This is a genomic window from Lunatimonas sp. (assembly GCF_020832325.1).
Classification (GTDB): Bacteria; Bacteroidota; Bacteroidia; order Cytophagales; family Cyclobacteriaceae; genus Lunatimonas.
In genome coordinates this window covers 85,562-110,994 of record NZ_JAFIEU010000019.1, presented here as the reverse complement: position 1 = coordinate 110,994, position 25,433 = coordinate 85,562, and the positions used below count along the sequence as shown (strand labels likewise).

At 48.5% G+C, this 25,433-nt stretch carries 20 protein-coding genes; 10 read left to right on the top strand and 10 right to left on the bottom strand.

All coding sequences use genetic code 11. The features are described from left to right. Window positions 1-255 precede the first annotated feature (255 nt). The 4 genes from JJU34_RS07575 to JJU34_RS07560 form a co-directional block, all read right to left on the bottom strand. On the bottom strand, window positions 256-3,765 hold the full coding sequence (locus JJU34_RS07575) for a sulfatase-like hydrolase/transferase (protein WP_228691733.1): 3,510 nt from the start codon (window positions 3,763-3,765) through the stop codon (window positions 256-258). Between the two features lie 355 nt (window positions 3,766-4,120). After that, entirely contained in the window at window positions 4,121-5,194 is a 1,074-nt protein-coding gene (locus tag JJU34_RS07570; protein ID WP_228691732.1) for a methyltransferase domain-containing protein, read from the bottom strand. A 1-nt stretch (window position 5,195) separates the two neighbouring features. Next, window positions 5,196-5,720, bottom strand: a complete 525-nt coding sequence (locus JJU34_RS07565; protein WP_228691731.1) for a hypothetical protein — start codon at window positions 5,718-5,720, stop codon at window positions 5,196-5,198. 61 nt (window positions 5,721-5,781) lie between these two features. Then, window positions 5,782-6,453, bottom strand: a complete 672-nt coding sequence (locus JJU34_RS07560) for a hemerythrin domain-containing protein (RefSeq protein ID WP_228691730.1) — start codon at window positions 6,451-6,453, stop codon at window positions 5,782-5,784. Between the two features lie 256 nt (window positions 6,454-6,709). Here JJU34_RS07560 and JJU34_RS07555 point away from each other — a divergent pair, with 256 nt between their 5' ends. The 7 genes from JJU34_RS07555 (at window position 6,710) to JJU34_RS07525 (ending at window position 14,967) form a co-directional block, all read left to right on the top strand. Next, window positions 6,710-7,354, top strand: coding sequence for a Crp/Fnr family transcriptional regulator (locus tag JJU34_RS07555; protein WP_228691729.1), 645 nt, complete (start codon window positions 6,710-6,712; stop codon window positions 7,352-7,354). A gap of 96 nt (window positions 7,355-7,450) precedes the next feature. Next, the gene (locus JJU34_RS07550; RefSeq protein ID WP_228691728.1) at window positions 7,451-7,885 is read left to right on the top strand and encodes a DUF4345 domain-containing protein; all 435 of its coding nucleotides are present in this window, start codon (window positions 7,451-7,453) and stop codon (window positions 7,883-7,885) included. Beyond that, on the top strand, window positions 7,869-8,435 hold the full coding sequence (locus tag JJU34_RS07545; protein WP_228691727.1) for a DinB family protein: 567 nt from the start codon (window positions 7,869-7,871) through the stop codon (window positions 8,433-8,435). Before JJU34_RS07550 ends, JJU34_RS07545 begins: the two co-directional genes overlap by 17 nt. Window positions 8,436-8,869: 434 nt before the next feature. After that, window positions 8,870-9,991: a hypothetical protein gene (locus tag JJU34_RS07540; RefSeq protein WP_228691726.1), complete on the top strand. Its 1,122-nt coding sequence runs from the start codon at window positions 8,870-8,872 to the stop codon at window positions 9,989-9,991. 142 nt (window positions 9,992-10,133) lie between these two features. Further along, on the top strand, window positions 10,134-13,142 hold the full coding sequence (locus JJU34_RS07535) for a sensor histidine kinase (RefSeq protein ID WP_228691725.1): 3,009 nt from the start codon (window positions 10,134-10,136) through the stop codon (window positions 13,140-13,142). Window positions 13,143-13,271: 129 nt separating this feature from the next. Beyond that, a complete protein-coding gene (locus JJU34_RS07530) occupies window positions 13,272-13,904 on the top strand; it encodes a response regulator transcription factor (protein ID WP_228691724.1) in 633 nt (210 codons plus the stop codon). 46 nt (window positions 13,905-13,950) lie between these two features. Then, window positions 13,951-14,967, top strand: coding sequence for an FAD:protein FMN transferase (locus JJU34_RS07525; RefSeq protein ID WP_228691723.1), 1,017 nt, complete (start codon window positions 13,951-13,953; stop codon window positions 14,965-14,967). A gap of 36 nt (window positions 14,968-15,003) precedes the next feature. Here the strand turns inward: JJU34_RS07525 and JJU34_RS07520 are convergent, their stop codons facing one another. Beyond that, a complete protein-coding gene (locus JJU34_RS07520; RefSeq protein WP_228691722.1) occupies window positions 15,004-15,813 on the bottom strand; it encodes a glucose 1-dehydrogenase in 810 nt (269 codons plus the stop codon). Between the two features lie 185 nt (window positions 15,814-15,998). On the opposite strand from JJU34_RS07520, the gene JJU34_RS07515 reads away from it, so the two are divergent. Further along, window positions 15,999-16,577 carry a sigma-70 family RNA polymerase sigma factor gene (locus JJU34_RS07515; RefSeq protein WP_228691721.1) on the top strand — a complete coding sequence of 193 codons (579 nt, stop codon included), beginning with the start codon at window positions 15,999-16,001 and terminating at the stop codon, window positions 16,575-16,577. Window positions 16,578-16,712: 135 nt separating this feature from the next. Next, on the top strand, window positions 16,713-18,431 hold the full coding sequence (locus tag JJU34_RS07510) for an amidohydrolase (protein ID WP_228691720.1): 1,719 nt from the start codon (window positions 16,713-16,715) through the stop codon (window positions 18,429-18,431). A 22-nt stretch (window positions 18,432-18,453) separates the two neighbouring features. Here the strand turns inward: JJU34_RS07510 and JJU34_RS07505 are convergent, their stop codons facing one another. Together JJU34_RS07505 and JJU34_RS07500 are read right to left on the bottom strand one after the other, a co-directional pair. Further along, window positions 18,454-19,455, bottom strand: a complete 1,002-nt coding sequence (locus tag JJU34_RS07505; RefSeq protein ID WP_228691719.1) for a S41 family peptidase — start codon at window positions 19,453-19,455, stop codon at window positions 18,454-18,456. Beyond that, on the bottom strand, window positions 19,452-20,219 hold the full coding sequence (locus JJU34_RS07500; RefSeq protein WP_228691718.1) for a hypothetical protein: 768 nt from the start codon (window positions 20,217-20,219) through the stop codon (window positions 19,452-19,454). The genes JJU34_RS07505 and JJU34_RS07500 overlap by 4 nt, the downstream gene beginning before the upstream one ends. A gap of 459 nt (window positions 20,220-20,678) precedes the next feature. Here JJU34_RS07500 and JJU34_RS07495 point away from each other — a divergent pair, with 459 nt between their 5' ends. Continuing rightward, a complete protein-coding gene (locus tag JJU34_RS07495; RefSeq protein ID WP_228691717.1) occupies window positions 20,679-21,110 on the top strand; it encodes a hypothetical protein in 432 nt (143 codons plus the stop codon). A gap of 446 nt (window positions 21,111-21,556) precedes the next feature. Here the strand turns inward: JJU34_RS07495 and JJU34_RS07490 are convergent, their stop codons facing one another. From JJU34_RS07490 to JJU34_RS07480, 3 genes are read right to left on the bottom strand one after another with little or no spacing between them, the layout of a single operon-like run. After that, the gene (locus JJU34_RS07490) at window positions 21,557-21,970 is read right to left on the bottom strand and encodes a hypothetical protein (RefSeq protein ID WP_228691716.1); all 414 of its coding nucleotides are present in this window, start codon (window positions 21,968-21,970) and stop codon (window positions 21,557-21,559) included. Then, window positions 21,963-23,741, bottom strand: coding sequence for an arylsulfatase (locus tag JJU34_RS07485; RefSeq protein WP_228691715.1), 1,779 nt, complete (start codon window positions 23,739-23,741; stop codon window positions 21,963-21,965). Before JJU34_RS07485 ends, JJU34_RS07490 begins: the two co-directional genes overlap by 8 nt. Beyond that, entirely contained in the window at window positions 23,742-25,424 is a 1,683-nt protein-coding gene (locus JJU34_RS07480) for an FAD-dependent oxidoreductase (protein ID WP_228691714.1), read from the bottom strand. Between the last annotated feature and the right edge of the window lie 9 nt (window positions 25,425-25,433).

The following is a 25,433-nucleotide window of genomic DNA, read 5'->3' as shown; positions in this document are numbered from 1 at the left end:
ATACTTTTCAAAATTACTGCGTTGAAACTAACCATCTTTCCAAAATTTTACCCAAATCATGTGCTATTTTAACCTTCTGCTAATCAATCCATAAAGATCCCTATATAATAGATTTGCCGTTTAGCGGGCAATTCAGGCCGCTTGCTTTTATAAAATTGCACAAAAAATGCCATGCGCCCCACTCCTGAATCTAAACCAGGAAAGGGCGCATGGCAATATTGCGGTAGCTTTAAACCAAGCCAAAAGAGGCTTTGCCTAAAACGAATTCACTTGTAGCTCTATCTCGTTTAACCCAGGAGATAATCGAATCGAACCAAATTGTGTATTTACTTTTTCTCCGTTCAAGGAGATGGAATCGTTGGAGCTAAACGTCAACATCAAGTCGGCAGATACATTAGCAGGCAGCTCAAACGTGTAGGTCTGTAAGCGGTTCGTTACACGCCGGTAGGATGCCTTTACCACGCCTGTGAGGAAAGGTACCGAAATATCCGACTCTGTCAGCTTGCTAAGCTGGGGGCGGATTTCCAAAAGCCCCGCACCAGGAGTTTTTGGCGCAATGCCCCACATCTTTCGGGCTACGATATTTCCCGGCACCGCACCCCAGGCATGGTTCCAATCCGCGTTGGGCTTGTATTTCATGTCCCAAGCCTCCAAGGTCATCGTAGAACCGATCGCAATCATGTTCCACCAGCTTCTATCGTGGGTGGCCGTCATCAACTCCAAGGCGTAGTCAGCTTCACCGGCATTATACAAGCCATCCATTAGATATTGGGATCCGTATACGCTACAGGCCATGCCCCTCGATTTGATAAATTCCACTACCGCGGGAAGGTGTTCATCGGCCACCATGTTAAAAGCGAGGGGCATCATGTTGGCATGGAGCGAGGAATGCCCGGCTCCTTCCCCGTCCAAGTAGATACCCTTTTCCCGGTCCATGAGCTTTTCAGTCACCGCTTTTTTTACTTTGGCTGCCATCAACTCGTACTCCAAAGCTTCGGAGTTCCTTCCCAGCAGGCGTGCAAACTCTCCCATAATTTCGAGGTTCTTGAAATAGAGCGCATTAATGACCGTATTGATGGGTTTGAACACAAATCCGTCCCGTTCGCCCTCTGCAGTCGCCAGCTGCCATCCGGTATCTTTCTGTGCGGGGGGCCAATCCACGATATCGGCTAGCTGTATCGTTGGATCTTTGAAACCTAGCTTTTCCATAAACTCCGGTGTAGCCCGCTCCGAACTGATTAGCCCGTCCTCCCGAGCCAACTCCATCAGCGTTTTATGCTTTAACTCATCGTAGTACTTTTCGATCAACGTGGTATTTCCGGTGTAGAGATAGTCCTCGTAAAACATCAAGGCCAAATGTAGCTGCCATTCTGTTGGCCAGGTCGGGTTCTCCATGAAGTACTCGATGCTTCTTCGTGCAATGGGGTATTCCCAGTCTACGGCGTAATGGCTCAACTGATTGATGTAGGCATCGGCCTCGTAGGGAATGCGCTCCCTATCCCCATCCACGTAAATCCCGGCAAAGGAAGTGGCCTTCATGGTGTACTTACACAGGTCCCAAACCTGATTTAGGACTGTATCTGAACTGCTAAAGCTACTGTGATCTTCCTCAAAGTAGCCGAAATAAGCCTGTTGGATCACCTCCTGTGGTTGTTTTCGAGCTACGATCTCAGCATACCGAAAGGGCAGCAGGACAGGAAAAGTGTCTGGCAAGGCCACCGCTGCAGGACCCGTGTTGCGCTCATCCGGAGGCAGTTGCAATACATAGCGATTTGTCCCGGGCGATACCGAAACCTTCACTTCCTGATATCGGATATGCCCTTGCGGGGACCGATTGATTCGGCCGTTCACCAACTGCTCACCAAGCCGTACGGTCAGTGTCTCCGATCGGTCGGACGGATAATGCAACGCTAAATTGGCAAAAGCCGCCTTCCCAAAATCTACCAACCAGGTATCTCCAGATACTTTCCTCATCTCCTGGGGGGAAACATCCTCCTGCAGAAAATGATTGGCGGTGGTCAAGTAGCCTTCCGGGGTTCCAACCCGAAAGTTCATCGCTTCCCCGTACCTGCCGGTCCGATTGTCTCCGTCCCAAAGTCTAACCTTCCAGAAGTAGGTTCTGTGCTCCGTCAAGGCCGGTCCTCCGTAAGAGATATTTACCGATTGACTGCCGATTACCTTTCCGCTGTCCCACACATCACCGAGGTTCTGATCTATTTTCTCTTTGGTACTACTTACTAGCAGTTGGTACGCAGACTGAAAGACCAAACCCTTCGGCACCTGCCAGCCAAAAACCGGCGCATTCGTTGCCAGCGTAAGTCCGAAAGGGTTACGGATCATTTCTACGTGGAGGTTTTCAGGAGCAGCGGTGGTTTCATCGGAAAGCTGCTCGGTGAGCATGTCTAGCTTTTGCCTAAACGTCCGTAACCTGTCGGAGTGACGGGGATCATTGGCCAGATTGTTGATTTCTTTCGGATCCTCAGCCAAGTGGTAGAGCTCTTCTACCGACTTATCGTTTACATATCGGAAGTACTTCCATTCGGCTGTGCGCAAGCCTTCGCTAGGTGGAATATTCTCAAAATCCCACAAGTGTTCGATCAAAACGGTATCCCGATTGAGTTTCTCTCCCTTGATTACCGGCAACAGGCTCTTCCCTTGGTAGTTTGCCGGTATCTGCACGCCGGCCAAGTCAAGAATGGTGGCGGGCACGTCCACGTTTGCAGCCATCTCGGGGGAATCCACATGGCTGCTTAGTCGCGGATCGTACACCATGAGCGGTACCCGGATGGAATTATCGTACAAAAGCCACTTTCCGGCCAATTGCCGCTCTCCGGTAAAGTATCCGTTGTCTCCCATTAAGATGATGACCGTATTCTTGTCCAAGCCTTTGTCTGCCAAATGTTTCCGGATCTTCGCTATCTCCAAGTCAATCCCTGAGATCATACGGTAGTAGCCCTTCATGCTATGCTGATACTTTTCCGGTGTATCATAACGCCAGGTCCAGCGAAGGCGATTAAACCCACGCTTGACAAAGTCGGGCTGCGCATCAAAGTACTTGTCCTCTGCCAAATCCGGGCCCGGCATGGTGACGTTTTGCAAGAGTGGGTCTACTTCCTTTTGCCAAAAATACTGCAATTCGGCAGGATCGTGCGCGTGGGGGGCACTGAAGGACAGTGATAGGCAAAAGGGTTCGTCCGGCCGGGCCTTCTCGATAAACTCCAGTGCCTGATGCCCGGTGTAGCGCGTCAAATGCACGGTATCCCCGTCGATCGTTTTGTAGAAATACCCTCTGTGATCTTTAAACTGACCGTTTCGGTCATAGGAATCGTACTCATCAAATTGACCGGCGAGATCCTTGTGATTCACACCGTATTTTCCGTAAAACCCTACCCGGTAACCCGCTTCCTTCAGTAGCTTGGGGTAGGCAGTCTCCATAAATTCATTTTTGATAGGGCCGGTCTGAAAGGTATACGCGTGGGTGCGCTCGTAGAGTCCGGAAAATATGGTTGCGCGGCTAGCTGCACAAATGGGGGTGGTTACAAGCGCATTTGGAAAATAGGAGCCTTCCTCCGCAAGTCGGTCCATTTCCGGCGTGTGAATCAGTTCGTTGCCGGCATATCCCAAGGCATCCCAGCGTTGGTCATCGGTGAGGATAAAGATGATGTTGGGTTTTTTAGGTTGGTCGGCGGGGGATTGAGATTGGGCTAGGCATGGAAGCTGTGCGAAGGCCGCCCATGCCAACAGGGTATAAATGGTCTTAAACATGTATGGGGTAATTTTAGGTCACGAAAGCCCGTAAGGGAAAAACGATTGCTAAATGTACTTTCTTTTTCGTAAAATCCCCATTTCCCTTTCGGATTTTGAGGGAAAGAAGTGCTTTTAGAAATATAACTTCGGGTTTCGCAGGAATCTATTTTCTGTATACCGAGACGTTTTTGCAATAGAAGACTGTTCTAACTAAAGCCTATACAAGAAAATCGGCACACCACAAAAAATTGGTTTAGCCCATTGGGCCTTCCATTACCACCCCACTCTTGTTGAGTGGGGTGGTAATGGAAGGCAATGGAACTATTTACAATCGTTTGATTCTTCGTTACAGCGGAAAATGGCTCCCCCAGAACTACTTCCCCACCACAAAATAGCAGTTCATGGGGTCGTGCGCCAGTCGGTTTTCCTGCACGCGGTGAAAACCCGCCTCCAATAGCATCCTGTTTGCCTGTTCGGTTCCCCACATGGTACCCAATCCCATCCCTCCTTGCGCCAGCGAAACGGTGGTGCAATGCAATGTAGAAATGCTGTACAGCAATCGTCCAAACGGATGATCAAGGTTATTGGCCACCTTTTCCGAAGCATCAATATCTTGCATCAGAAAGGTACCGTCCTCTTTCAAGCAATCATACACCGTCGCCAATACCAAATCGGGCCGGGCCTGATCATGAATCGCGTCAAAAGCTGTGACGAAATCGAACTTACCTTCCGGCCGGAAGGTGGTCAGATCCGCTTGGATAAAAAAGACGTTTTCCAAGCCTTTATCCTTTACCGCTTTCCTGGCCCGCTCCAATGGTTCGGCACACAAATCTATACCCAAAAAGCGGGAGTTGGGAAAAGTCTCACCCATCAAAACCAAAGCTCTACCACTGCCGCACCCGATATCCAATACATTGATGCCTGATTCCAGCTTCTCTCTGAGTCCGGGCACCAACGGCAGAATGTAGTCAAACAGCGCCCCCAAGATGGTCTGACCACTGTCCTCGGCCATTACTTCGTGAAATCTACCATATTCCTCATAGGCAACGCCGCCACCTTGCTTAAAGCACTGGATCACCTGCTGTTCTACCCCCGCCAAAACGGGAATGTACTGGGCAAATAAGGCCAAGTTGTCCCCCGGAAACTTTCTACTTAGGAATTGCGCATGCTCCTGGGGAAGGTGAAAGTAGGTGGAACTGTCATCTACTTCCACAATCCTGCCCGCTGCCATCGCATGCAGCCACTCCCGGACATAGCGTTCCTGAAGGCCAGTACTAGCTGCCAATTCCACAGAGCTGATCGGAGGCACACCTACCATGGCATCAAACAGCCCCAATTGATGCCCCATTGACACCAAAATGCCCAACGCACCCTGATTGATCATTTCGATGATGGATCCTGCAAAACCCTCGGCTTTAGCAGGATCCATGTCACAGGCCATGCACATATCAGCGAACCAATTTAATGACCAAACCTATCCGCAACAATTCGCCCTCATCTCCCAGAAAGACCATATCCCAGCTCCAGTCCAATTGCAACTCGTGCAGCGTCAGCTTTTTCAGGTTAAAGAAGTACCCATTTTCATGCAGTCCAGGCACCAACAGCTTCAGGATGGTCCCATCATTCTGAAAATGCCAGTTTCCCTGTACCTCCTCTCCAGCCAATGTAGCGGAAAGCTGGTCCGTACTGGCAAACACCAACTTGGGAGATTGGCCGTCTATGGGGCCCAGAAAGCTTTGTTGGAGGTACTCCAATGCAGCATGCTCCGCTACGGTTTCATGTACCTTTAGAACCTCCACACCAAATTCCTGTTTGGTCTTCTCCTCGCCATCTACGGTTAGCGCGAGGAACTGCCCTTCGGCAGCCACCCATTCCCCAACAATGGGACTCACTGAGGGAACAACATCTTCCTCTTGGCATGCACCCAGCAGGAATGCACCCAATAGCCATAACTTTACTATGTTCGATTTCATTGTTATTTGGTTAATTACGAATACAGGCCACTATGAACCGGCCATCTTATTATGAATGTTACTACACAAGTGCACCCTCTGCCAAGGACTCCCTTAACACAATAAATCGCCTTGGATCCATTTCCTGACCAATCACCTCCATAAGTGCATCAAAAAACACCTTGGGTGCATTGGCTTTTAAGCCTCCCAATACCATCAACCGCTCGGCAGGGCTTAAGGCTGGCACGATGTACCGAAACCAGCGAAGGATCTTCTCCGGCGAAAACGAGGAGATAATCGCATGGTGCTGTGCCGCCAGCTCCTCATCGGTGTAGTGTTTCCATATCAAGCCCAATACCTGCCGCTCTTCCATCAACATGTGGGTCAGGTACTTGGCATGAAAGTCCGAAAGGTCAAAAAAATACGCGTTGAACGCGGTGGGATTGCTCCCCGCTTGAAGTCCGTTTACCTGGGTTTGAAGCTGTGCGACGAGACCCTCCAAGTATTCGTGTTCTTCGTGGTTCTCCTCAGTGCTTCCGGGGCACTTTTTTTCCAAATCCGGCAATATCATGTGATCTTCCACATGGGCATGCTGCTCCAACAGAAAGAATAGTTCATTGGAAAGTGTCTTCAATTGGTCCACTTCTTCGGGAAGGTTACTATCCAGGTTTCCCGCCATCAGGGAGACCTTGGCAAGCAGGTACCTCAAGCCTTTGTGAGGTAATAAGTAGGGGTTTAATCTCATCTTTTCCATGTGCATTGAGTTTGAATAATTTTACTCCATTGATGGCATTTATGCGAGCCGCGTTGCAGGGGAGGCCTGAAAACCACATGATGATGTGATTCACCGGTAGGGAAACTGCGAACTTGCAGACGTATCCGACCTGCCGGAATTCAACGATTATGGAATAGCGCAAAAAAATAGATAAATTAAGCCCTCCAGACTGGACAGCCCTAGACTTGGTTCTGCCCCGTTTATCGCAAAAACCAACCAACATCAGCGCCAACCCATGACCGATATAGACTTCCTAAAAAAGGTTACCCTTTCCATTTACCCGCTGACCGACGAAGAGTGGCTGGACTATCTGGAGGTATGGAAGCCCTACTCTTGTAAACGAAAAAACTGCCTCACCGCCGTAGGACAACGGGAGGATTACCTGTATTTTATCACAGAGGGGTTACAGCGGATATTTTACGAAGACCAAGATAAGGAGGCGACTCTGGTCTTTACCTATCCCCATTCCTTTGGCGGTATCCTGGACTCCTTTATGTTAGAGAGCCCCGCTAACTATTCTTTTGAATCCCTTACCAACTCTTCCTTTTTACGCACCTCGCGCGATGATCTGGAAAAATTGGCCCAAAAACACCCAGGGATTTCCAGATTCCTCCTGCTTGGTGTCTCCGCCGCGCTTTCCGGGGTTTTGGAAAGACAGGTTGAGCTTCAGACCTTCAGCTCCGAGGAGAAGTTCCGGAAATTGCTTCAGCGCAGCCCCCATATCCTACAGTTGGTGCCACATAAATACCTAGCCAACTACATCGGTATTGACCCGACGAATTTCAGTAAATTGATGAACAAGGTCAAACTCTTACAGCGCCTTTCCCCGAAAAAAGCACTAACCTCTATAGTTAGATGCATAGGTCGACCATATCCCTAACCCTTTTATAGGTACTGTGAGCGCAAATCTTGGCAAATACCAAGAATTACCCCATCCCCGAACACCAACTTTGCAGGGTAAAAAAACACCACTTATATGCAAACGACTAAAATTCTAATGACATGCTCCAGAGGTTTTATCCTGTTTTCGGGTATGGCCCTGCTTTCGGTAAGCCTTATGGCTTTTGCTTCTCCCCAATCGGTGATGGATTTGGTACAGGTAGACCTTTCCAATACGGATGCGTTCAGTTCCATCCGGGGTGTCTATGGGGGCGTAGGACTGACCATCTTTATTACGTTGGTATATTTGGCCCTTAAAAATCCGACACAGGGATTGGGCTTTCTGGTTATGCTATGGGGATTCTATGCCCTTTCACGGGTGCTAACAATCCTGATCGAAGGGGAACTGGGACCTTTTGGCAGCCAATGGCTTTTTATCGAAACCGTTTTCTTCGCTACTGCCCTTGGGTTGCTCACAGCCCATAAAGTAGTAGCCAAAACAGATGCCTTGACCTATGAACTCGCAGAGTAAGACACAATGGATATCCCAAATGGAAGCCTTGGTGGAGGAACAGTTGCAGACCTCCACCGAGGTTTTTCAAAACCTACCGGAAGATATCCTGATATATTCTAATGCCGGCGAATGGTCGGTGTGCCAGTGTCTGGAACACCTCAACACCTACGCGGCCCATTACCTTCCCAGAATTCAAGCCAAATTGAATCCCCTAGCGAATTATGAACCGGAAGCACCGGTCCGAAAATCCTGGCTCGCCGCCTACTTTATCCGTATGATGGCGCCAAGCGAAAACGGAAAGAAATACAAGGCCATCAAAAAACACCAACCGAATCGGCACCGGGATGACCCCTACCAACCGGTAGCGGTCTTCATCGACACGCTGGAGACCGTGCAGCAGATCCTACACGTAGCGACCAACACCAACCTCAACAGCGGCCGCGTAACCACGTCGATTTCCCCGTTAGTCAGTCTAAGCCCGGGCGAAGCCATCGAGTTCTTACTGGTGCACAACCAACGCCATATCGTACAGGCCCAGGCACAGATCGCAAGGTTTCAAAATCGATAAGCCCTGAACTTTTCGTAAAGTGGATGTTATGGGTAAGTACGGAAGAGGTTTGGCTTTTGAAAGCCAAACAGCCTTTGGAACTGAAAACCTGGAACAATAGGGGCTTTAGCCCTGAGATCTTAGTAGAACGAAGTTTTGGTTGGGAAACACAGGGGCGTAGCCCTGACATCATTATTCCGTGGTGCATTGGAAAATGTGACAGGAAGCGTCGTTATCAACCACAAATGTAAAACGTATGCACTGTCCGCTTTTCTGGTAAGACTTCAGGGCTACGCTCCTGAAATAGTTCACCACCAGAGAGCTTGCCACCCTATAAGCATGCCCAAACAGGCCATCCTACTATTCGGACAGCCTCGTTCTTCAAAAGAAAACTCCCCATGCAACCTGCCAGGGGAAAAAACCATCATAAGCAAAAAACTAAACCAACGAACAACATGAATAAATTACTTGCAGCGTGTAGCACGGGGATGCTCTTGGCAAGCCTCTTTTCCTGCGGAGAGAGGCAAGATACGCTTCCCATAGAAAAGACAGCGTCTGTAGGCTTTGCCCAGCCAAACATCAATCTGTACGAAAATGCATCCGAAGGAATCGATGTCAACGTCCAACTGACAGTGCCGGCATCGAAGGCAGGCAGCATCGATATCCAAGTGATCGACGGTCAGCCCACCCACCGGATCATGACCGACCCTCCCCTCAGCGAAAATGGAAAACTAACGCTCCCTGTCGCAGTGGGAAGTACCGAAGTATCCTTCAAAGTAGTACCGGTAGATGACCACCTGTTTAATGGCAACCAAGAGGCTACCTTCCAAATTCTAGCTTTGACGGGCGACCTGGAGAAGGGAAGCAACCTTTTCGCTACTGTACTCCTCATCGACAATGAATTGTCTGGCTCATTGAGGTATTTCGAATCCGACGGGATGGGGTTCCACAGGCAGAGTTATGAATACTCCCACCTCGGCAACCTGAATAAAATCGGGTGGCTATCTATCAGAAACCTAACCACAGAGGGAGAATATAGGTACGTCTACGATGATTTTGGGAGGATCATTCGCATCAATGGCGAACCCGGCAATTACCGGCAAATTTTCTCTTACGAGAATGGCAAGCTAAAACGAAATGAGCGCTTGGATTCCAGCGGAACCCTTGAAGTCGACGAGTATAACGTGGAAGACGACGGAATACTGACGGGCATCCAACACTACAGACGTCTGCCAGACGGTACTACGGCGATGAATGCCTACACCGTATTCACCTATTTCAGCAGTGGAAGCGTGCACACCATCACCACCTATGCGTTTGAGGCGCCGGTAACCTATGCCGTGACCAAAAAAATCACTTACACCGACTACCTGCAAAAAACCAATCCATTGGCTCATTTCCAGGACATTCCAGGCCTCCTGATTCAGCCTTTGCTTCCGCAAAAAATGATAATCGAGGAGCATGGAACCACCTTCACCTATCAATTTGAGTATGAGTTTACGGATTCTGACCTAGTCCGCCAAAGAAGGACCCGTGGACCGAGCGGATTGGAAACCACCAACTATTTTTATTACTAATTCTACGTTTATCACCCAGGCCGCCTTGATACAAGGCGGCCTTTTTATTGGTAGATGTATCCGTAGGTTACCACATAAACATGTGATTTTGGTTAACATTACGAAATATTTCTCCCTCCAAGTTGTATTTTTAGGCTGTAAAATGAAGTCAATAACTGCGCTCTGCCTCTATTTTTGGCTGGTGCTGGCATCAGCGGCCAATCCCCTCCGGTTTTTCAATCGAATTACCGTTGAAGATGGTTTGGCATCCAATAACGTATATGCAGTCTGGCAAGACAAAAAAGGTTACCTATGGATCGGAACCTCCAATGGTCTACAGCGCTTCGATGGCAATTATTTTTTGTCATTCGGCATCGAAAAGCCGCAAAAACTACCCGCGCAGCCTGTTAGACAGATCTTGGAAGACAAGAAAGGGCGGATGTGGATCCGCTATGGAGATTCGTACGGTATTTACAACCCTGCAAACAGAAGCTTTGAGGCGGTTCCATTTGAACACAAAGAAGTAAGGTTTAAAGGAGAAAAGCTGTGGATGGATGAAAAGGGAAATATCTATGTCTTGCTGAGAAGAAACAAGCTGCTGGTTTACGACTCCTTACGCAACGTATTTACGCAAGACAAACTACCCATAACGCTTCCTACCGGCTATGAGCCCAACTCCATTTTCGAAGATGCCAAAACGGGGTATTACTGGATAGGCTGCGAACAGGGAATTGCAGTATATGATCCAAAAAACGACGAGACGTATCACCAGGAATACAATCCCCTACTCCTGCCGTACCTAAACGATGAAACCATCCGAAGGGTGTCCCACGTTCACATCGACAACAAACGGATCCACCGGGTGGTGTACTGGAACCCCGATCAACACTTCCTAGCTTACGACGAGCTAACCCGTACTACTCACTCCGGATCCGAAGCATTGAATCACAACCCCAGCGGACAATACCGGGAAACGGTGGCTTTATTGGAGACAACTTTAGGCGAGTGTTGGTATTACGGCGTCAATACGTTGTTCAACTTTAACGAAGAAAGCGCTGCTTTTGCACCCTACCAAATGGAATCACTCAGCTTTTCGGAGGTGTACCATTTATACGAAGACAAAGAAGGAGGTATCTGGATCGCAACCGATGAAGGCATCTACCACAACGCCAACTATGCGCCGGAAATTACCTATCGGGTATTTAACGAGGGGGAACCGAGACACCTCTTTTTGGCTATCGGCGAAATTCACCCAAAGAAATCTTCCCGAATAGAGTATTGGATTGCCAGTTGGGGACGGGGACTCTTATTCTTGGACCAGGAAATGCATGAAATCCAGGAACCAAACCTATACCGCGACACTCCCAGCCTAAAGGAATACCAACAGCCTTGGTGTATGATGCAGGAGCGAAATACAGGGCTGGTTTGGGTAGGTGCACAAATGGGTATCCTGCAACTGGTGGATCCGGATACAAAACAACTCCAAAATCTGAAACTGCCTGTCTTCAGAAATTCCACCATACGAAGTATTTCACAGGACAAAGCAGATAATATTTGGTTTACCACCCAGCGAGGTGACCTGATCCGATACAGGGCGGGGCTACCGCTCGAAAACAGCTCTTTTGAATTGATAAGAGAGTTTGACGGTTTTTCTTTTGCCCACGTCGTGGATCAGGAAAACCGGGTGTGGGTATGCACCTCAAACAATGGGGTTTTTGTACTCGACGGTAACAATGGCGATATCATCCGGCACCTCGATGACCAAATATTATCGTCCAATAAGCAGGAAAAAATGCTGCAATTGAACGACAGTATTTTCTTTTTCGGCTATGACCTTCTCAATGCCTACAACGCAAATTCCGGTGAAAACCGGATACTCTCCTATTCCGAAGGCCTGATTAGCAACGATATTCTTCACATGCAGGCAGACAGAGATGGATTCCTTTGGATATACACCCCTAATGGTATTTGCAGGTACAATTACTTCCAACACTCCTTTACCCACTTTGGCAAAAAAGATGGATTCGGCCCACTGGAACTCGACGGATACGGAGGTACGCTGACAAAGGACGGTAGAATTATCTTTACAGGCTATCACTCGTTGGTAAGCTTCAACCCTAGTCAATTTAACAGTTCCATCAAACCCGACCGGCCTTCCCTGACCAATATCAAGCTTTTTGACCATTTTCTATTTGTGGATTCGCTGAACTCAGCATCCAAGCGAACCTTTGCGCACGATCAAAACGCCTTCACCTTCTACTTCAGCACGCTGACCTTCACCAATCAGGATAAGCTCAAGTATTTTCATCGGCTGTCCGGCATTGACGAAGACTGGCAATTCAGTGGGCAGTCCAGTATGGCGGTATATTCTCTTTTACCCCCAGGAGATTACACCTTGGAATACCGCAGTGAAAACGAGGAAGGCATGTCCTCCACCATTGGCTCCTTTTTCTTCCGAATTACGCCTCCCTTTCACGAATCTTGGTGGTTCCGGCTGCTGATCGTCACCTTGGTGCTTTTCACGCTGTCCATCATGTACCGCCTGCATATCAATCGAATTTTGGCGGTGGTCAAAGTTAGAAACCGCGTCGCCAGGGACCTCCATGACGACATGGGTTCCACTCTAAGCACGATTAATATTCTGAGCAGCATGGCCAAAACAAAGATCCAAACCGACCCTGTAAAGGCAAGTGAATATATTTCCAAAATCACCGAAAATTGCCAGCGCATGATGGAGGCGATGGACGACATTGTCTGGAGCATCAAGCCCCAAAACGACAGCATGGACCGGATAATTGCTCGGATGCGGGAGTTTGCCAATCAGGCCTTGGAAGCCAAAGACATTGACTATCACATGGAGGTAGCCGATGAAGTGTTTAAGGTAAAGCTACCGATGGATGCCCGCCGGGACCTTTTTCTGATTTTCAAGGAATCCGTAAACAATCTGGTAAAGTATTCCAAAAGTCCCAAAGCCTACATACAGTTTTCTCTAAAAAAAGATAAACTACACGTGTGCATCATAGATTACGGCCAAGGATTTGACGTGGAAAAAGCGGAATCTGGAAACGGCCTGAGCAACATGAAAAAAAGAGCTCAAACAATGGGCGGAGAACTAAAAATCAGCAGCAAAAAAGGCGAGGGTACCGAAGTAGTATTGACCATAGCTGTATAAGGTGAACCATCGTGGGAAAGAAAGCATAAGCACAGCCCTGGTAGAATCTTGGTGATGCCAAATACCACCCCATTGTGTGATTGATTTAGCCTGACCTGCGGAATAAATTTGTTAAAAAATGCGACTGCCATGATAAAAGTAATGATCTACGAGGACAATACGCAGCTAAGAGAAGGCTTGACCATGTTAATCGACGGCAGCGAAGGATTTCAGGTAGTAGGAAGCTTCAAAAACTGCTCCAACATCGCTTATGAAGTAGGCGCCTACAAACCGGATGTCATCTTGATGGACATCGATATGCCTCTGGTAAACGGTATCGAAGGGCTAAAAATCATCCGTCAAGTCAACACCGATGTAAGTATATTGATGCTAACGGTCTTTGACGACAACAAAAATATCTTCGAATCCCTGCAAAACGGTGCCAACGGCTACCTGCTAAAGAAAACTCCGCCTGCCAAGCTTTTGGAATACATTCAAGAAGCTGCTACCGGTGGTGCGCCTATGACTGCATCTGTTGCTGCTCAGGTCTTGAAAATGTTTTCCCAAATCAATATCCCCTCGGAGCACGATTACAATCTCTCGGAGAGGGAAAAGCAGGTGTTGCAACTTCTTGTCAAGGGATACTCGTATAAATTGATCGCCTCCGAAATGTTCATAGCCATGGATACCGTGCGGAGCCACATCAAAAAAATATACGACAAGCTGCATGTCAACTCGAAGTCAGAGGCGGTCGCCAAAGCATTCAGAGATCGGATCGTTTAGCCAGCGTGTGCTGTAAAATAGATCAAATAGAAAAAAAAACGTATCCATGACAGCTAAAATGAAAAGATGGGGCATTTTGGTCTTGGGAGTTGCAATCTCTGCGGCAATAGCCTGGCAAAGGTCTTCCCGTGAATCTGGAACCTTTTTCTTTATGGAGGGCCGGGCCCTAGGTGTCTTTTATTCCCTTTCCTACCTGGGTGACGCTGTACTGGAAAGTAGTCTAGACTCGATCATCCTAACCTTCGACCAAACACTCAATTACCAAAGGACCGATGCCGAAATCTCACTGTTCAACCGAAATGGATTTGTAGCGTTCAGATCCCCCCTCCTGTATGAGGCCTTGATGGAATCCCAGCGCTACTCAGATGCCTATCAAGGAGCTGTGAACCACTTTATCCTTCCCCTGATTACAGCGTGGGGACAGGATTTCTCAAATAAACGGCTGATGACAGATGAACGAATTGCCGAATTAATAGCCCTTTGCCAGCCTGAAAACGTGGAGATCACCCGGGAATATGCACAGGCCAAAAAGGAGGGCGTGATGATCAACCTAAGCTACATCGACAAGGGATACCTGATAGACCACCTAGCAGATTTTTTACTGGGTCACGGAGTGCGGAATTTTCAAATTGAATTCGGCACGGACGCCATATCTTACGGAAAAAGCCCGGGAAAAAAGGATCACCGACTCGTAATCATCAACCCCGAAGGTGTAGAAGCATCCAAAACCATGATCAAAGAGACCAAGCTCACCAACATGGCATACAGCAGCAGTGGCAACTTCGAAAGGTTCTATGTCGACGAAAAGGGCTTCAAACACTCCCACCTGCTCGACCCCCGCACCGGAAAACCCATTGACAACAAGATATTATCCGCCCACATCAAGGCACCCACCTGCACGCAGGCGGATGCCTTGGCGACCATCTGCATGATCCTCAGCTTGGAGGAGTCCCAGCACCTGATCACCTCAGACCCAGACCTGGAAGGAATGATCGTATACAATGAGGCCGGAAACCTACGAACCTGGCGATCGAAAGGTTTTGAATTGGTGGATAGTAACTAACAGCCTCCAGATGTCAGACTACAACCTCTGTGTAGCTTAGGCTTCCCTGTCCGGCCTTGCCTCTGCACCAGCGAGGATGCCTCCATCTACATTCAGTTCTATCCCTGTAATGTAGGCGGATTCCTCCGAGGCCAAATAAAGTGCCGCATAGGCCACATCCTTGGGGGATCCAAACTTCCCAAGGGGAATGCCCTGTTCCACGGATCGAATAACAGACTCCCGCATCTCTCCTTCACCCAACATGGCATCCCACATGGGGGTTAGAATTGCAGCGGGGTGGATGGAATTGCAGCGTATCCGATAGCCTTTTTCAGCACAATGAAGGGCCACCGATTTGGTGTGGTTGCGAATAGCGGCTTTGCTCGCCGCATACGCTGCTGCACCGGGAATACCGACCAATCCGCTTCGGGAAGATATGTTAATGATACTACCGCCTCCCTTGCGCTTCATCCAGCGGATACCGTATTTGCATCCCAACATGGTGCCATTCAAATTGACGTCCATTACTTCCTTCCAAGAGATGTAATCTACCTCCTCCACATCGTGCGGTCCGGTGGTTTCCAAAAAACCGGTAATCCCTGCATTGTTTACCAACACGTGCAAGCCACCAAATTCCAGTGTGATTTTCTCGGAGACAAGCTTCCATTCCCCTTCGTGTTTCACGTTTAACGGACAGAAAAACGCCCTTTCACCCAACTCCGTCGCCAGGGCCCTACCCTGCTGTTCCAAAATATCTGTAATGATCACAGTGGCCCCCTCTTGATGAAAAAGCCGGGCGGTGGCCTCTCCGATGCCTCTTGCAGCACCTGTGATCAATGCGATTTTCTCCTTTAATCTTCCTTCCATATAATGGTGTGTTTAGCATGTTTCCTAGATAGTCCTAAGATGGAAAAAACGTAGCGGCCGTTGCGCTAATTTAGAAAATACCACTCAAACATGTGATTTCCTGTAGCCTTTTAAATTGCCAATTTTGGAGTGTAAATAATTGAGCAATAAGCCATTTAATTTTTATACCAACAAACTAAAAAGCAATGCCAAAAGTAACACAACTAACCGACTCAGATTTGTACTTGGGATGTCTAGAAAATAACCCTGCTATGCAAAAGGCTGTCTATGAAAGGTTTTCCGCCAAAATGTTTGCCGTTTGCCTGAGATATGTAAAAGATACAGCCGCTGCCGAAGATGTGTTGATCATCGGCTTCATGAAGGTGTTTGATCGCATCCATCAGTTCAAAGGTTCGGGGAATTTTGGAGGATGGATTCGCCGCATCATGGTAAACGAGTGCCTGATGTATTTGGAAAAGGAGAAGAACCTGTACCGAGAAATTGGTCTGGAAGGCATTGGCAGCGATCCCGTTCAAAGCCAACCCTCGGATGAATTAGCAGTCGAAGATCTGATGAAATTGATAGATCGACTTCCCAGCGGCTACCGGTCAGTCTTTAACCTGTATGCGATAGAGGGTTTTTCCCATCAGGAAATTGCCCAAAAACTTCACATCAGTGAAAACACTTCCAAGTCACAGTTGAGCCGAGCAAGAAGCCACCTTCAAAAAATGCTCCGCCTGCAAATCGGAGAACCTCAGAATCGATGTACCGGAAGTATTGTCTAAACGAAAATCCTATATCGTGCAGTTTTTTCCCAGAGGTAAAATGTCTTTCAATTTGTCCAACTTCAATAGAATAGCCCTAGATTTGAGATATACGTGTGAAATTAGCTAGATTTGCCCTTGAAATCCAACCTAGGTATGACTCACTACCATATGCAAAAAGCACTTCTGCTAGCCACTACAATTTTACTGCTTTTTTCCTGTAGGCAAACCAAACAAACAGCCGAAACGGTCTATTTCAACGGCCTTGTTTACACCGTAAATGACATGCAACCTACGGCTGAAGCAGTGGCCGTCGCAGACGGTAAAATATTGGCCGTCGGTACCAGCGCGGAAATACAAGCCTACGTGGGAGAAAAGACAGAATCCGTTGATCTACAGGGAAAAACCTTAACCCCCGGCTTTATCGAGTCCCACGCGCACCTGATGGGTATCGGATACAATAAACTGGAGATTGACCTGATGTATGTAGCTACCTACGAGGAGCTGGTCGCCAAGGTAGCCGAAGCTGCACGGAGCGCAGAACCGGGTGAGTGGATCACGGGACGGGGCTGGCATCAGGATAAGTGGATAGAACTGCCCAAAGACGCCGTAAAGGGCTTTCAGATCCACGATGCACTGAGCGCAGCCACACCAAACAACCCTGTATATCTGGCCCATGCTTCCGGCCATGCCTCCTTCGTCAACCAAAAAGCCATGGAATTGGCGGGTATAGCCACTTTGGGCGGGGAAAATATCCCGCAAGAAGTGGTGGGTGGGGAGATCATCCGCGACGAACTGGGTAATCCCACCGGCGTCTTGGTGGAGCGGGCATCTGGCCTTGTTAGCCGACTCATTCCAAAGGATACTCCCGAACGCGCAGAAAAAGCCTTGGAACTGGCACTTCAGGAGCTTGCAGAAAAAGGGATCACCTCCTTTCACGATGCCGGCAGTGGGCAGGAAGTCATCGATTTATTGCAGAAATTCAAGGAGGAAGGTCGGCTGACATCTCGGATGTACGTCATGCTTAGCGGTCGTCAGCCGGAATTAATTGACACCTGGCTACAAAAAGGACCATTGATAGACCCGGACCATATGGTAACTGTGCGGTCGATCAAACTCAACATGGACGGTGCCTTAGGCCCATGGGGAGCCTGGCTATTGGAAGATTATTCCGACAAGGCCGGACATCGGGGGCACGAAACCATGCCCATCGCCTTGGTAGGCGAAATGGCAGAACAGGGACTTCAGTATGGATTTCAGATCTGCTCCCATGCCATCGGAGATCGTACCAACCGAGAGGTATTGGATCAATACGAGGCGGCTTTTGCCAAGCACCCGGAGGTCACCGACCACCGGTTCCGTATAGAACATGCACAGCACCTCCACCCCGATGACATTGGGCGTTTTGGGGAATTAGGCGTTATTGCCGCTATTCAGGCCATACACCTAAGTTCAGACCGGCCTTGGGCAATTGGTAGGCTGGGTGCGAAACGGATCAAAGACGGTGCCTACGTATGGCAAAAGCTGCTGGCTTCCGGAGCAGTCATCTCTAACGGCACAGATGCCCCCGTAGAGCCCTTGGACCCCATCCCCTCCTTCTATGCCTCTGTAACCCGCAAAACACTCAAAATGCAGCCCGACGGAGGATATGAGCCAGACCAAAAAATGACTCGGGAACAGGCTTTGAGGTCCTACACGCTGGACGCAGCCTATGCGGAATTTGAAGAGGACTTCAAAGGATCCATCGAGGTAGGCAAAGCGGCGGACTTCACCGTTTTTGACCAAAATATCCTGGAAATCCCGGAAAACGAAATCCTGAATACTCGGGTGGTCATGACCGTGGTAGGTGGAAAAACGGTTTACCAGGCCGACTGATCGGGGTACGGGCCAACCGCGCCTACTCGCCCAACCAGCGGATCGCTGCCTCGATAAAGGCGTCTGATCCGGGCGTGTGATCCATGGGGTGTGTCAGCAGTTGATCTACCGGCACCCCAAACTCCAGCTGAGCGCCATCCAAGTCAATCGTCTGACTTCCTGAAAAACGGTAAGTCCAGCCATTTGGTAACTCCGCATAAGCCGGTGTACCTCCCCCGCCCCCGGTTTGATCACCAAATAAGCGGGCTTGGGGTAGGACCCGCATCATCTGGGCAAAAAAAGTGGTACTGCTGTAGGATCTTCTATTGGTCAGCACCGCTACCTTGCCGAGGTACTTTTCTCCGGACCGCGGAACGATCCGCATGGGTGCCCATGGGGTAAAATCGGACCGGCCCGGACCGGTTTTAAAACGTTGTCTGGCATAGATTAATTCCTCTTCCGTGAGTCGGGAAGCAATCTGAAGGGCATTTAGCAGGTTCCCTCCTCCATTACTCCGCACATCGACGATCAGTCCATCGTGGAACTGCATCAGCCGGATAATTTCGTCCATGTGCTGCGCGGTCAGGGTGCGCTCAAAGGAGCGACAGTTGACATAGAGCGTGTTTTGCACGGTCTGCGCCAGCAAAGGGCCGATGATGCGGTAATCTGTCTTCAAATAACGTTCGAAGATTAGCTGCTCGTCGTAAAATAACGGGTAATCCTCGTACCAACTCCAGTTTCGGGACCGATTGAAGGTGCTTTGTAGATTTACGTGTCCATCTTCCAACTCTGCCAATAGGTCACCCAATACCTCAAAGAGTTCATATTGATCCATATCTTCGCTAATCAAGGACCGGTATTGGTCTTTTTTAGCCTGCCAGTCAATTTGTTTTTCCTCAAAGAAGCTATACCGGTGGTGGATATCTGTCCATAAATGCTCAAATACCGCATTTGGATTTGCATCCGGTCGATCGGGGGCGATGATTGCCTCACATCCGAAGACAAGTAGCGCCAGGGCAGTTATCCAGAAACGATCCTTCTTCATAGTTGAAAATTTAATTGGATGAAATAATGTCCCCCTGAGCGCTGTGACCTGTGGGTATTTTCGAGGGAGCTATAGTTCCATCGATACCCGATACCGATTTCATTGCCGTTGGATAAGCGATAAAACAGTTGGTTAAACATACCCAAATCATGTTGCCGAAATGGCTGAAACAGGCGGATGGATTGCATAAATGCTTGGAAGGTGGACTGCTCGTGCAAAAAAGGATCCGGCGGACTGGTTAGATACGATGCAGCGAAAAGAAATCCGATTACCTGCACGTGTGCTTGGGCGGCAAACCGCCATTGCTGCTCAGTGCCAAATGACTGTTGATAGCGGGCAGTAGGACCGAAAGAGGTGTGAAAATCAAACCTGGGCGTGAAGTTTTGCGCATCTTGGTAGTTCCGTAAGCTTAGTGCATTGTTGTTGGACCAACCGACATCTAACTGTTCGGGCAGCCAATTGGCTCGGTAAAATGTATAAGTCATGATACTGGCATGGGTACCGATCATTTCAGCAGCATACGCATTTTGGAGGGGCAGCCTGCTGTAATGGATATACACTTCATCGGTTTTCTTTTCCCTGATACTTGCACACCCCAACGTAAAACCTACAGCACTACCCGAGTAAACCAAGGGAGAGTATCCATGATCCCTTTCCCAAGAATGCTGGGTACCTGCGTTTAGGTAGAGGGTCCTCTGTGTTTCCTGCCCAACAGCCCATGCATGCAGCAGCCAAAACGGAAGTAACAAAAAATACCTGTTCATGTGTTCAATGTGTTTTCTGAATTGGCGATTCCTTTTTGTACCCGACAAACGCTAGCGGTCCATTCATCGTTTTCTCTATACCTGATCGTCGGTCCGGACTCAAAATTAGGCAGCCCAAACGTTTCTTAACATGACTTTGGTCAGCTCATGCTATTTTTCAGCCATCCTTTTACCTTGAATCTGTAAAAACGCCGAAAGGTTATACACCGAATGATCAACCAGAATTTCCAACCAAACCTGATGAAAAGAAAAGTGCGAAGAAAGGGTCGGACAGCTGATCTTCCTTGAAGGGATTGGATGGAATAAAGTGCTGCAAAGCTAGGGACAGAGGCTCCCAACATAATGGCCGGCATGCCTAGGCTGATTCTCGGTAATTTATTATAATTTTTCACAAAAAAAAACTATATTAGGAATTCCCTTGCTTATATTTGCCTCAAATAAACCAACTATTAAACATCCATGAAGCACCTTATCATTTTCTGTTTTTTATCCATTGGAATAGGGCTTACGGCCAAGGCCCAAGTCAGTGTGGGCTTGTACAAAAGCAGCGTTTTCTCTCACTTGGGTGTGGGTACCGATCCTGAAAAGAAGTATTTTGGAGAAGTACGGCTCTTTGCCGGAGACTGGTTGAACAATTATTTTGGGGCCGAGGTGATCGGTCAGCGAAATTTCTCACAGACCGAATGGTATAATTTCTCAGCCGGGCTGCTAGTCGGCTACCATGAATTCAACGAAGGGATGATCGGAGTTCCCGCGTTTTTTTCCATTAAACCCTTGCAAGCAAACACCAACCTGTCTTTAGTGCTCGAAGCAACACCCTTTGTCGCCTACAGTTCGGTACACCTTCGGGGGAGTATTGGGGTGAGGTACTTTCTGAGGAGGGACGATTAAACGAAATCGGCTATCTAACAGGAACCCCATCTGGGTGTAGTTTGCCCTCCCTTCTTTCAGGGCCAAATCTAAATCAGTCCACAGGACTGATTATTGACGGCTTGTCCTGCCTTTCTATCCTTTCCAATTTGCAATTGGAAAGGAGCGGAATTACCAATAATCCTCTATCCAATCACCTAATCCCGCATAGGTTATCCGTGTAGCATTCACAAATTAAATAAAAGGACTATAACTTGGCGACCGATGTTTGATTAGCCTGCCTTTTCATTACTAGTCCAGACCGATCTCGAAATTGCTGGTCTTTGTCTACTAAGACGTGCTTTAATAAGCCATTGCAAATGGCCAAAAAGGGATTAAGAAAGCAAAGGAGGCTAGGAATAGGAGGGTGTAGAAGATTCTACACCCAGTCGAGGTAGCTACCCCATCCCGTCGTTATACTAAGTTTTCTACCGTACCGGCACCCACAGTACCGCATCTGCCACCACCGCTCCATCTGCTCCGGCATTTGAGATCGTAACATATGCATCAGACCCGGGTGAAAGTCGCTGCTTACCAATGGCTACCCACTCGCCAGAGGTCTGCCCCTCTACCCTAATATCTGATTCCTTTATCACCTGCTCCTTTTCCTCAGTTCCGTCTGATGAAATTACCGTGGTTTGTGAAGTTGCGTCGGCAGTTCTGGAAAAGTAGACATATACCTGGTAATCCCCTTCGTGAAGCATTTTCGGAGCAAAGCGCACCGAATTGGCCTGCTGACCGTTGGATGAGTCCCGCAGATAGCTGGGGCCATACCCGCCTCGGGTAATCCACTCCCAATCGCCTTCTATTTCAACATATTCATAGTCCTTGTTTCTATTCACTTTTTGTAAACGATAACAGGCGCAGGTCCATTACCTGACTGCCGGGAATATCCAGTGCTTTTAAGGTGACAAAGGTTCTTCCCTGCTTTAATTGAATCGTTCCCAAATGCATGGGTTTAAAATCCTTCACATAGGATTCCATCCGTTCCACCCGGTCATTTTCCATGCCCCGAATGGGTGGATCGTGGGGTTGCTCCATCTGGAATTCCAAAGTTGAGGCACCAATTTTCATAAGCACCTTGGATCCTATATTGGCCTCCCCACAGGTGTAGTAGGCCTCTACTTGATATTCCCCTTCACCCAGTACCTCCACATCCCAGGTGATACTGTCCAAAACGCTCACCCAATTGGTAAAATAGGTGTCATTGGGAAAGCGATTGGAGCGTTGAATGTTTCCGTGGGCTATTCCGTCCCGAGCTGGTAGTTGTGTAAACCGTGCATCGGGATGGGCCAGCGTAAACGGACGCAGAGATCCATCCTTTTCCCTTTCCATTTCTTCCTCCCAGGTCTCTTTGGCGGCCAAAAGCTGCTGTAACACCTCCGGAAACTGCTCATTGACGGGTGATGTTTGCGAAGGATCGGACCCCATATGGAATAGGTTTTCGTCTTTATCTAAGCGAAAGGCTTGGGTTCGCAAGCTTGTCTGCCCATTCCAATGATGAAAAATTATCCTGTCTTCCCAAGCATCCGGCTCCTGCTGCAATAAGGGGAGCAAGCTTCTCCCGTCCAAAGGTTTAGTAGCTGATAGGGGAATTCCGGCTAAATCAACCAACGTAGGCAATAGGTCAATTGCTCCGGCTATCTCTGACACTACACGGCCCGCTGTAAGGGTACCCTTCCACCGCATAAAAAAGGGGGAACGAACACCACCCTCATCAGTCGATCCTTTGCGGCCTTTCATACCACCGTTCCAGCGAAGGCTGTTAGGTCCATTGTCACTGAAATAAATGACCAGGGTATTTTCCTCCAAATTCAATTCAGCAATTTTCTCCATCAGCCTACCCACATTCCAATCAATATTTTCGCACATGGCCAAGGCAGCTTTTGTAAAAGCAAGATCCTCCTTCTGTTCTAGAGGAAGGGTCATCTCCAAGTCTATATATTGAAATTTATCCCACCATCGGTCGGGTACTTGCATGGGAGAATGTGGCGTATTTAGCGGCAGATATAGCAAAAAGGGGGTATCCTGATTTTTTTCGATAAAACCCATTGCCTTATCCGTTAAATCATCCACCAAAAACCCATTTCCTCTCACCAATGCCCCATTATGCTCCAGCATGGGACTGAAATAATCCCCCCAATGTCCGGAACAAAACCCATAAAACTCATCAAACCCCCTACCATTGGGGTGATAGGGATATTGCATCCCGCTATGCCACTTGCCAAAGGCGGCTGTGGTATAGCCGGCAGCTTTAAAGACATCCGCCAGTGTCACCTCATCCAAATCCAGGCGTTCTTCGCCAGAAGACGTACCATATACACCTGACCGCAGGTGATACCTTCCTGTCAGCAGTTCGGCGCGGGTAGGTGAACACACCGGCTGTACGTAAAACCGATCAAAGCTAACTCCCTCCTCTGCCAAACGATCGATGTGAGGGGTGGAAAGATTACTGTTTCCACTGTGACTCAAGTCCCCCCACCCCTGATCATCGGTAAGGATGATAACCACATTCGGAAGCTGTTTGGAAATAGGGATGTCAGCACTGGATTGATTGCACCCTACTCCTAAGAGACAAGCTGCCAGCCAAATGATAGGGGTTAAAGTCTTCATCTATTTGGAAACGATCTGATCTGCCATGGTAAGTACCTGACCATCGGCTAGTAACTGTTCCCTCAGCAACGCGTAGGATAGATCCTGTACGGCAATACCCTGGTCCAAAGCCATCATGGCGGCGGTGGTCGCTGACTGACCTAAAATCATGAAAACCGGTTCCATGCGGATGGATCCAAAGGCGATATGACTGGCTGACACTGCCACAGGTACTACCAAATTGGTGCATTCCTCCTTTTTGGGGATCAGTGAACCATAGGCGATCTCGTAGGGTCCGGGTAGGGGAACGCCGATATCTCCTTCGTTTTGTACATGGCCATTTTCATCGACATAGCGCTGTATATTGTGAGAGTCAATGGTGTAAGAGCCCATTCCTACCGATTGAGGGGTAGGCCATTTTTGAAGTAGTTCATTCTCTGTCATCACATAGGCTCCGATCATTCTTCTTGCCTCGCGTACATAAATCTGATGGGGCCAATTGTCATTATCCGTGAATTCATCTTTGGCAAGGCCCCATTCCTTGAATGCTTTCTGTGTTTTCTCGGGTATACGGGGATCGTTTTGGACAAAATACAACAGGCCACTCTGATAATCCCTATGTTCTTGGATGATCTCTTTGCGCCGCTCGTAACTTGCCTCCGGATAATCGTAATTCATACCGATGTTATCCGAACTAAAAGGCCCGTGGTTATTGGTGTCCGTTTTGCGGTTGGGAATCAAATCAAATTTGTCAAACCACTCGTCCCATCCTGCATCAAAGATTCGAACCAACAGTTCATATTGAGTGGAGTCGTAATTGGCAGGTCTAGGAAAGGGTATTCTATTATCCGGATGGTTGGACATACACATGCGGAAGCAGTAAGCCTGTACCTTATGGTCTCCCTCTCCCTTTACTCCGGGATGCTCGGCACTGATTCTCGGCAGCAATCCCGAGGAGGGATCCCCTGGGTTCCAATAAGGGTCGATAGGCTGAGCCAAAACCTGAAAATGGTGCCTATGGTGGTACACGCCGGTCTGAATACCGTTCCATTCCTCATTGTACACGCTGTTGGCCTCCCTGCCTACGTGGTAGCTGACACCCGCAGCGGCCATCAGGTCGCCCTCGTAAGTGGCATCCATAAACATTTTGCCTTTAAATTCCTTTCCACTTAGGGTCCGTATAGCTGTAATCTTCCCATTCTCTACTGTCACACCGGTTTCTCTGTCCAACCACTCGTCCCGCAGCACCTCGATTCCTAACTCGGCAATCCACTCGTCGTACACCTCCTCGGCCACATGCGGTTCAAAAATCCACATGGTCTTAAATTCCCCATCCAAAGCGGGCGTCCCTTGGCCTTTGTTGCCAAATTCAGACTTGGCCTCCCATTTCCAGGCACCATCCTCCTGATATTTGTTATACACCCGCTGATAAAATTCTCTGGAAAGGCCTCCAATAACCTCTTTTTTGCCAGTATCGGACCAGCCCAGTCCGCCGGAAGTCAACCCCCCTAGGTGTTTGTCTGGCGAAACGATGAGTACCGATTTGCCCATTTTCTTGGCTTGAACAGCCGCAGTAACCGCAGCCGAAGTGCCCCCATAAATGACCAAATCTGTCGCCTCTTCCATGGATGAACTGCCGCAGGACTGCAGCAGCAACAGGGAAAACAGCAACATACAGATTCCTTTTAAACCTTGTTTAATCATAGTTATTTT